The following is an 8,362-nucleotide window of genomic DNA, read 5'->3' as shown; positions in this document are numbered from 1 at the left end:
GCGAAACCGTCACCGTCACCGTTCTCGAAGTCCGCGATGGCGGCCTCGAAGTGCAGGTTGGCGAAGACGGCGCGACCGGCTTCATCAAGCGCAGCGACCTCGGTCGCGACCGCGACGAACAGCGCCCCGACCGCTTCCAGGTCGGCAGCAAGGTCGACGCGATGGTCGCCGGCTTCGATCGCTCGAAGAAGCCGAACTTCTCGATCAAGGCACGCCAGATCGCAGAAGAGAAGGAAGCCGTCGCCCAGTTCGGTTCGTCGGACTCGGGTGCCTCGCTCGGCGACATCCTCGGCGAAGCGCTGAAGAAGAAGGAAGACTAAGCTCTTCCCACCCGCTTCAGGGTAACAGGAAAGGCCCGTCGCTCACGTCGAGCGGCGGGCCTTTCCTATGTATGGGATCGGGCCTAGGCTGTTGCCCCAACGTAGCGCGATAGGGCAAACCAAACCCATGCTCGAAGTCCACCAGTTCCCCTGCCTGTCCGACAATTACGGATATCTCCTCCACGATCCCGCCAGCGGCGAGACCGCGGCGATCGACACGCCCGACGGTGCCGAATACCTGCGCCAGGCCGGGGCGAAGGGCTGGACGATCACGCAGATCTGGAACACGCACTGGCACCCCGACCATGCCGGCGGCAACGCGGCGATCGTCGAGGCGACCGGCGCCACCATCGTGGCGCCGAAGGAGGTCGAGAAGCTCAGCCCGATCGATCGTGTGGTGGGCAATGGCGACACGGTGACGCTGGGCGAATGGACCGCACGCGTGATCGACGTCTCGGGCCATACCAACGGCCATGTCGCCTACCACATGGCCGAGGCGGACATGGCCTTCGTCGGCGACAGCGTCTTCGCGCTGGGCTGCGGGCGGATGTTCGAAGGCGAGGCCGAACAGTTCTGGCACAGCCTCGAGCGGATCCGCAGCCTGCCCGACGACACCATGCTCTACTGCGCGCATGAATATACGCAGGCCAACGCCAAGTTCGCGCTCCATGCAGACCCCGACAATACCGAGCTCAGGCTTTATGCCGCGCGCATCGACGAGAAGCGCGAACGCGGCGAGCCGACCGTGCCGACGCTGCTGTCGCGCGAGCTGGCGACCAACCCCTTCCTGCGCGCCGACGACGCCGATCTGCGCGATCGCTGGGGCGGCAGCAGCCCCGCCGAGACCTTCGCCGCCCTGCGCGCCGCCAAGGACAATTTTTGAGCATGGGCTGGATGCTCGTGCTGCCCGCAGCAGCGCTCTACTGTTTCATCCGGGCTTTCGCTGACATCAGGCGCAGAAAATACGTCTGGGGCGTAGCGGGAATCGCAGCCGGGCTGGCGATACTGCTAGTGCCCACCGATTCTCAGACGCATACTTTAACGATCGACTTGCCGGCCCCTCAACAATGAAGGCCATTGTGGTGCGAGAGCTGTCGCCCGACCTCTCGGGTGTCGAGCTGGCCGAAATCGGGCGGCCCGAGGGCGAGGTCCTGGTCCGCGTGCGTGCGGCCTCACTCAATTACCCCGACCTGCTGATGACGCAGGGGAAATACCAGTTCAAACCGGAACCGCCCTTCGTCTCGGGCCTCGAGATGGCCGGTGAAATCATAGAGGCCCCGTCAGGCAGTGCATTCGCGCCTGGAGACCGGGTGCGCGGCGGGGCAAAGACCGGCGCCTTCGCCGACTATGTCGCCCTGCCCGCTGCTTCGCTACGCAAGATCCCCGACGATCTGGATTTCGCCACGGCGGCAGCGATGGGCGCGGCCTACCACACGGCCTATGTCGCGCTGGTCGAGATCGGCGGGCTGGAAGCAGGACAGACCGTGCTGGTCCATGGGGCGAGCGGCGGCGTCGGCCTCGCCGCCTGCGACCTCGCCAAAGCAATGGGTGCCAAGGTAATCGCTGCCACGCATCGCGAGGACAAGATCGAGGCGCTGGAACGGATCGCCCGGCCCGATGCGGTCATCCTCAACACCGGTCGGTTCCGAGAGGATGTCGCCCGGCTTACGGACGGGCGGCTGTGCGACCTTGTCTACGACCCCGTCGGCGGCGACGTGTTCGACGAGAGCACGCGCTGTGTCACCTTCGGCGGAAAGCTGCTGGTGATCGGATTCGTTGCCGGTCGCATTCCCGAGATCGCGGTCAATATCCCGCTGATCAAGGGCTTCTCGGTCGTCGGTGTGCGGGCGGGCGAATATGCCCGGCGTTTCCCCGATCGCGGCGCAAGGATTGCCGATGCGGTCGATGCGCTCGCGGCGGAGGGGCGCATCAGGCCCCATGTCGACCGCACGCTCCCCCTCACCCAATGGCGCGAGGCCTTCGAGACCATGCAGCGGGGCGAGATCGTCGGGAAGCTCGTGCTTCAGCCGGGATAGGGATCCGCTTTGAGCAGCCCCGCCAGGTGCGCTGCATTACTCGCTACCATTTCGGCAGTCTGCGTCACCTTGCGCGGACGGTGCTCCAAGTCCTTGAAGTCGGTCGCATGCATCGCCTCGCCCACCCAATAGCAGGCGGCGACGGCGGGAATCGTCCAGCCCGTGTCGTTCAAGCTCTGAAATAGCTGAGAACTCACCCAGTGCGCACCATCCTCGTTGCCGACGATGGCCGCGACCGCGACTTTGCCATAGCTCGGCATTCGCCCCGCCTCGTCGGTCTCGGCGAGGAAGGCATCCATCCTCTCGAGCACGCGCTTCGCCACCGACGACGCCTGCCCCATCCAGATCGGGGTCCCGAACACGAGGATGTCGGCAGCGAGTATCCGTTCGCGAATGGCCGGCCATTCGTCGCCCCCGCCCTCGTCGGAGCTTACCCCCGGCAGCACATCATGATCGACGACGCGGATCGTCTCGCCCACGGTCACGCCATGGTTGGCGAAATGTTCTCGGAGCACCTCGATCATGGCATCGGTCGAGCTCTCGCGAGCGGAAGATATAGCCAGCGAACAGTTTATTGCGCATGCGGAAAGGGCCACGATTTTCTCCTGAGTTCACAGGAAAAAGCCGCAGCCCTTGTAATTCGTTCCGTGTCGGGCCGAGGGCCGTGCGAGGATCAGATCCCGGCGATCACCTTGTCGGCCAGCGTCTTGTCGGCGTCGGCATCGTGCTTCTCGGCGATCAGCTTGCGGCTCGCCGAGGTCGCTGCGTTGACAGCGCGGTTGCGCACATCCTCGACCGCCTCGCGCTCGGCTGCGGCGATCTTGTCCTCGGCCATGCGCTTGCGGCGCTCGACCATTGCCTTGCTGTCGGCTTCGGCCTTCTCGAGGATCGCTTCGGCTTCATGCTGAGCATTGATCAGCATCGCTTCGGCGTCCTTCTCGGCGCCCGCGATCTTGTCGGCATATTCCCGGCGCAGCGCTTCGGCTTCGGCGCGCAGCTGCTTCGCCTCGTCGAGCTGTTCCTTGATCGCGGCGATCTTGCTGTCGAGCCCGCCGGCGATAGTCTTGTGGACCTTGGCGCCGAAGAAGGCGATCAGCAGCAGGACGAACATCGCGACCGAGACGATCTGGAACGGAGCGAGGCCGAACAGTTCGGGTTCGGCATGGCTCGGTGCCCCGCCGTGCCCGACTTCGGTGTTCACCTGGGCCGCCTCGGTGGCGATGATTTGGGGAATGGCATTAGCCATGACTCATCGCCTCCTTCACGGCCTTGGTGGCGGCCGGCTTGGTGACCTTCGCCCCGGCAAGCCGGGCTACGATATCCTGCGCCGCTTCCACGGCCACCGATTCCACTTCGGCGAGCGCGGCGGTGCGCGCTTCGGCGATACGGGCTTCGGCTTCGGCCAGTTTCTTGTCGAGACGCGTCTGCGCCGCCTTCAGCTTGCTTTCGGACTTGGCGGCCGCCTCGTCCTTGGCCTTGGCGACGATCGCCTGCGCCGCGGCGCGGTTCTCGTTCTCGCGTACCCGCCAGGCATCTTCCTGCTCGTCGGCAGCATCGCGCGCGGCCTTGGCAGCGGCGAGGTCTGTGGAGATCTGTCCATCACGCTGGGCGACGGTTTCCATCACCTTGGGCACCATGCCACGGCCGATGACGAAGAAGGTGATGCCGAAGAAGACCAGCAGCCAGAAGACCTGGCTGGACCATGTTTCGGCAAGCTGTGCTATCTGGGGCATTGCAGCTCTCGAAAGGCGGGTACGTTGAATTCTTGACGCCGGCCGGGACGGTCCCGACCGGCGCAAAATCGGTAGTCGTGCTTAGGCGACGAAGATCAGGATCATCGCGACGACGAACGCCAGCAGGCCGAGAAGTTCGGCAGCGGCGAAGCCGATGAAGAGGCGGCCCTGCTGGCCGTCGGCTGCACCCGGGTTGCGCAGAGCGCTTTCGAGGAACGAACCGAAGACGTTACCAACGCCGATCGCGGCCATGCCGGCACCGATCGCAGCGAGGCCCGCACCGATGAGCTTTGCGGCTTCCATTTCCATGACAAACTCCTTTGGAAAATCAGATAGATTGATTGAAGACTTAGTGAAGGTTCTCGGCGTCGTTGATATACAGCGACGTCAAAAGAGCGAAAACATAGGCCTGGATGCCGGCAACCAGCAGTTCCAGTGCGCAGATGCCGATCATCAGGATGAAGCTCGGCAGACCCACCACGCCGCCCCACAGGGCGCCGGCGTTGGTGCCGTCGATCACGAAGCTCGACAGGACCTCGAGCAGCACGTGCCCGGCCATCATCGCGACGAAGAGACGCAGCCCGAGGCTGAAGGGGCGCACCATGAACGAGATGAACTCGATCGGCGCGATGATCGGGATCATCGGCAGCGGCGTACCATGCGGCACGAACAGGCTGAAGAAATGGAGGCCGTGCTTCCAGAAACCGACGACGAGGACGATCGAGAACGACAGGATCGCGAGCGCGCCGGTGATGGTGAAGTGGCTGGTGAAGGTGAACGGGTGGATCCCGATCACGCCCAGCGGCAGCAGGCCGAGGATATTGGCGAACAGGATGAACATGAACAGGCTGAAGACATAGGGCACGTATTTGCGCCCGGCCTTGCCGATGTTGGTTTCGAGCGTGTTGTCGATGAAGCCGGTGAAGCTTTCCACCATCATCTGCCAGCGCCCGGGCACCAGCTCGCGCTTCATCCCGCCCAGCACGAAGAGGAAGAGCACCACGGTGGTGATCAGCATCCACAGAGCGGAATTGGTGAAGGCGATGTTGTAGCCTGCGATTTCCCAGTTCCCCGAACCGACAAGCGGTTCGATGGTGAACTGATGCATCGGATCGACTTTGGCCTGCTCGGCTGCCACGTCTGTCTAGTCCCTAGATCCTGTAACTAACGCCCCGGAAGCCCCTTTCGGGATCACTCTTCGGGGCGCTGGTTTGCCGCACGGATAATGTTCCTGAAGGCGACCACTATTCCGAGGAACAGGCCGACCAACAGACCCCAGGGGTTGGTCCCGGTAAAATAGCCGATGGCATAACCGATGACCGCACCGCCAAGAATCCCGCCAAGGAGGTCCGCCAGCACACGGTTGCCGCTGCGATAGTTCGCATCGGCTCCGGAAGCCTTGGGACGGTTACGCTGTTCTTCGCGCTGCTGGGCGGCTGCGAGCCGCCTTTCCAGCGCGTCGATCCGCGCATCCTCCTCGATTGGTTCCCGTGCGGGTTCGTCGTCGCTCATGCCTTGCTCCTTTTCAGGGGGTTGCGCGGCACGGGCACGGACTTGCCCGCCGAGGGCGCCGCCCCCTTAGAAGGGGGGTGGTGGCGAGTCAACACGGAGCACCGCACCATCGCCGGGTCGGATACAAAAAAGCCCCCTCCCCGTGCTCAGGGGAGAGGGCCGATCCCGATCGGGTTTCCCGAACTGCGTTACGGGCAGCGCGGATCGCGCAGCGGCGGCGCGGCGGTGCGCGTCTGCCAGCTGCCGTCGGGCGCCTGGTATTTCTCGCCCGGCGCCGTCGCGAGAATCGCCTGGCAACCCGCGGTCAGGGCGTATTCCTCGATCGTCGCATTGGTTGCCTTGGCGCGTTCCGAATAGACCGCGCGGCGCTTGATGTTGATATCGTTGACGATGCCCTGCAGAGCGGGAGTCGCGGCGCCGACGACGCCGAGATAGCCGTCCATCTTCTCGCCCACCTGCCCGGCGGCGCGGGCGGCGGCATAGGCCGGGTCGCGCTGGGCGAAGGCAGGCGCGGCAAATCCGCCGAGCGCGGTGGCCACGGCAGCGGCAGCGAGAACCGATTTGGTCATCTTGTTCATCATGTCACCCATTAGAAAATATCTGCATTGTCGTCGATCGTATTGCCCGCGTCTTCCGCGAGCCGGTAGATCACTTCCTGGCGGATGTTGACGTTCAGCTCGATCACGATCGGCTCTTCCGGCGCATTTACCGTAATGCATCCGCCGAGCGCGACTGTGGCGAGCATGGCGGCAGCCATCCTCCCGGTCAATTTAGAGGTGTTCATAGCCCTCACTCGCTTTCCTGCTCCTGAATGGTGGGTTCATCCGGAACGATGTCTTCCGGATCGATATCGGGCTCGACCTCCTCGCCCGTGATGGATCGACGCAGCAAGCGCTTCCCGTCGTCGCTCAGCAGGCCCAGATCGCGCGGATCGCGCACGGCGGCCGGATCGTAGAGCGACTTCATGCTGGTCAGCAACTGGTAGAACTGCGCCTTGATGTTGATGCGGAACTGGAGCGGCAGCGCGGCCAGCCGCTTGGTGATGAAGTTCGACTTCGCGCCCTCGCCCTGGCTGACCCCGTCGAAGCGCACGCGAGTGACGATCTCGCCCGTAAGCGGCCCCTCCATGATCACGCGCATCTGCGTGTAGTCGAGGCTCTTGAGGGCATCGAAGGCGAAGTTGGCGATCGGCGAGAGGTCTTCATAGGTCAGTTCGCCGACGTAGGAGATATTGCCCCCCGGGGGGCGCGAGATCAGCACGCCCTCGTCGATCTTGCCATTGCCGTCGACGTCGAAGACGATCGGCACGGTTCCGTCGAAAATGCCCGTGGCGGTAATGTTCTTGAGGTCCATCGTGGCGAGGAACACGGCGGCATCGAGCCCGACGATCTCGAAGGTGTAGCGCCGCGCCTCGCTGATGCCGAGATTGAGGTCGACATCGCGCAGGATCAGGCGTCCGCCCATGAACGGCCAGCTGCCCCCGGACACGGCCAGCAATTCGCCGTTGCGCAGTTCGAACTCGACTTCGCCGTCGAGCACCTCGATGCCGGGATTGACCGAGGCGACGCGGATTTTCTGCCCCGGCGCGGTCGTCAGGTTGAGCAGGTCGGTGAACTCGATCGTCCCGCTGGCCCCCTTCACCGGTCCGAAGGCCGCGGCGAAATCGAGGTCGTCGCTGGAAAAGGCGCCGGTGCTGGTGACGGTCCCATCGGGTGCCCAGTTGATCCGCCCTTTGCCGGTCACGATGCCATCGGCGTTGGCGATGACGCCCAGGGCAAGTCGCGAAAGTTGATCGGGCTGCAGGCTGCGATCGAATTGCAGACCCGGTACATCGAGGTTGGCGTGCCCCGCGCCGCTCGCCAGGTCATGGCGAATGTCGACTTTCGTGACGAGCCGGTCGCTTCCCGGATGGCGCAGTTCGGCGTGGGCATCTATCGTGTTGTCGACCAGCGTCAGCTCGGCCCCGCGCGCGACCAGCGGCTCGAACCGCGGCGGCTGTTGGCGATCGACCAGCGTGAAGTCGGCGCCCTCGAGCGCCAGCCGCCCCCCGGCGAAGCGCAACCGGCCATCGGCCTCGGTCACATCGAGCGGAACGGCGGCAAGCGCCACGTCGGCCCCGCTGAAAGTTCCGGCGATGTCGTCGCCCAGTCGGGCATCGAGGCCGGTAATGCGGAAACGGCTCGCAGTCGCTGGCGGACCCAGCGCGACATCGACCGACCGCGCGGTCATGACGCCGGGATAGGCGAACCCGACCGGGCCCGTCGCGAGCCGGATGGGCGTCTCCCCGAGATAGCCTTCGAGATCGAGCGATGAGGTCCCGGCGGCTATGCGCAGCGAATCGGGGCCACTGGCGAGGATCGGGCGCCCGCGCGGCGGACAGAGCGTCACGCCGCGCCGCTCGAATGCGAGGCTGGCGAGCTCGAGGCGATCGAAGCCGATATCGATACAATGTCGCCAGAGGGCGATTTTCCCGTCGGCGTAGCGGCCCTCGAGCGGTACTCGCAGATTGGTCGCCGAACCGCCCGGCAAGGGGCCGCTCGCGAGCATTCGACCGGAAAAGCCGATTGCACCGCCGGCTCCCTGAGCGATCACGATGCTGGGCACGGCGAGCGCGCTGTCGCCCGCAGCATAGCGCTCCATCGCGAGGCGGAAGACCGATCCGCCCGATTCGCTGCGCTCCATCCGCCCGGTGATCCGCGGCATCCCGGCTCCGCCGGTGGCGATATTACCCGAAATGCGCGGCATCTGGCCGCCCAGCGTG

The 8,362-nt window shown here is 64.8% G+C and carries 12 protein-coding genes; 3 read left to right on the top strand and 9 right to left on the bottom strand.

Annotated elements, in window-relative coordinates:
• The 3 genes from ACN4E0_RS02470 to ACN4E0_RS02460 form a co-directional block, all read left to right on the top strand.
• The coding region (locus tag ACN4E0_RS02470; protein ID WP_419565198.1) for a S1 RNA-binding domain-containing protein at positions 1-320 on the top strand (320 nt) is incomplete at its 5' end.
• Positions 321-447: 127 nt separating this feature from the next.
• A complete protein-coding gene (gene gloB, locus ACN4E0_RS02465) occupies positions 448-1,203 on the top strand; it encodes a hydroxyacylglutathione hydrolase (RefSeq protein ID WP_419565196.1) in 756 nt (251 codons plus the stop codon).
• 184 nt (positions 1,204-1,387) lie between these two features.
• Complete coding sequence (locus ACN4E0_RS02460) at positions 1,388-2,356, top strand: NADPH:quinone oxidoreductase family protein (RefSeq protein WP_419565195.1); 969 nt, start codon at positions 1,388-1,390, stop codon at positions 2,354-2,356.
• Here ACN4E0_RS02460 and ACN4E0_RS02455 read toward each other — a convergent pair.
• From ACN4E0_RS02455 to ACN4E0_RS02415, 9 genes are all read right to left on the bottom strand, one after another.
• Entirely contained in the window at positions 2,344-2,952 is a 609-nt protein-coding gene (locus tag ACN4E0_RS02455) for a flavodoxin family protein (protein WP_419565192.1), read from the bottom strand. The genes ACN4E0_RS02460 and ACN4E0_RS02455 overlap by 13 nt on opposite strands.
• A gap of 77 nt (positions 2,953-3,029) precedes the next feature.
• Positions 3,030-3,602, bottom strand: a complete 573-nt coding sequence (locus tag ACN4E0_RS02450) for a hypothetical protein (RefSeq protein ID WP_419565190.1) — start codon at positions 3,600-3,602, stop codon at positions 3,030-3,032.
• Positions 3,595-4,089: an ATPase gene (locus tag ACN4E0_RS02445; protein ID WP_419565188.1), complete on the bottom strand. Its 495-nt coding sequence runs from the start codon at positions 4,087-4,089 to the stop codon at positions 3,595-3,597. Before ACN4E0_RS02445 ends, ACN4E0_RS02450 begins: the two co-directional genes overlap by 8 nt.
• An 81-nt stretch (positions 4,090-4,170) precedes the next feature.
• Positions 4,171-4,398, bottom strand: a complete 228-nt coding sequence (locus ACN4E0_RS02440; RefSeq protein ID WP_006832363.1) for a F0F1 ATP synthase subunit C — start codon at positions 4,396-4,398, stop codon at positions 4,171-4,173.
• 40 nt (positions 4,399-4,438) lie between these two features.
• Complete coding sequence (locus tag ACN4E0_RS02435; protein WP_419565185.1) at positions 4,439-5,227, bottom strand: F0F1 ATP synthase subunit A; 789 nt, start codon at positions 5,225-5,227, stop codon at positions 4,439-4,441.
• A gap of 53 nt (positions 5,228-5,280) precedes the next feature.
• Positions 5,281-5,601: an AtpZ/AtpI family protein gene (locus ACN4E0_RS02430; protein ID WP_419565182.1), complete on the bottom strand. Its 321-nt coding sequence runs from the start codon at positions 5,599-5,601 to the stop codon at positions 5,281-5,283.
• A gap of 188 nt (positions 5,602-5,789) precedes the next feature.
• Positions 5,790-6,182 (bottom strand): YdbL family protein, encoded by a 393-nt coding sequence (locus ACN4E0_RS02425; protein WP_419565200.1) that lies wholly within the window; start codon positions 6,180-6,182, stop codon positions 5,790-5,792.
• 8 nt (positions 6,183-6,190) lie between these two features.
• The gene (locus ACN4E0_RS02420) at positions 6,191-6,358 is read right to left on the bottom strand and encodes a YnbE family lipoprotein (RefSeq protein ID WP_419565180.1); all 168 of its coding nucleotides are present in this window, start codon (positions 6,356-6,358) and stop codon (positions 6,191-6,193) included.
• Positions 6,359-6,390: 32 nt separating this feature from the next.
• Positions 6,391-8,362, bottom strand: a 1,972-nt coding sequence (locus ACN4E0_RS02415) for an intermembrane phospholipid transport protein YdbH family protein (RefSeq protein ID WP_419565178.1), incomplete at its 5' end; no start/stop codon positions are given.

The organism is Qipengyuania sp. (genome assembly GCF_048550555.1).
In the GTDB taxonomy this organism is placed as follows: domain Bacteria; phylum Pseudomonadota; class Alphaproteobacteria; order Sphingomonadales; family Sphingomonadaceae; genus Qipengyuania.
The sequence above is the reverse complement of the archived record's forward strand: the minus strand, read 5'-3'. Positions and strand labels throughout refer to the sequence as shown.

Bases quoted from the DNA above. Each gene is read 5' to 3' on its own strand.
- gloB (WP_419565196.1), top strand. From the start codon at position 448: ATGCTCGAAGTCCACCAGTTCCCCTGCCTGTCCGACAATTACGGATAT.
- ACN4E0_RS02460 (WP_419565195.1), top strand. From the start codon at position 1,388: ATGAAGGCCATTGTGGTGCGAGAGCTGTCGCCCGACCTCTCGGGTGTC.
- ACN4E0_RS02450 (WP_419565190.1), bottom strand. From the start codon at position 3,602: ATGGCTAATGCCATTCCCCAAATCATCGCCACCGAGGCGGCCCAGGTG.
- ACN4E0_RS02445 (WP_419565188.1), bottom strand. From the start codon at position 4,089: ATGCCCCAGATAGCACAGCTTGCCGAAACATGGTCCAGCCAGGTCTTC.
- ACN4E0_RS02440 (WP_006832363.1), bottom strand. From the start codon at position 4,398: ATGGAAATGGAAGCCGCAAAGCTCATCGGTGCGGGCCTCGCTGCGATC.
- ACN4E0_RS02430 (WP_419565182.1), bottom strand. From the start codon at position 5,601: ATGAGCGACGACGAACCCGCACGGGAACCAATCGAGGAGGATGCGCGG.
- ACN4E0_RS02425 (WP_419565200.1), bottom strand. From the start codon at position 6,182: ATGATGAACAAGATGACCAAATCGGTTCTCGCTGCCGCTGCCGTGGCC.
- ACN4E0_RS02420 (WP_419565180.1), bottom strand. From the start codon at position 6,358: ATGGCTGCCGCCATGCTCGCCACAGTCGCGCTCGGCGGATGCATTACG.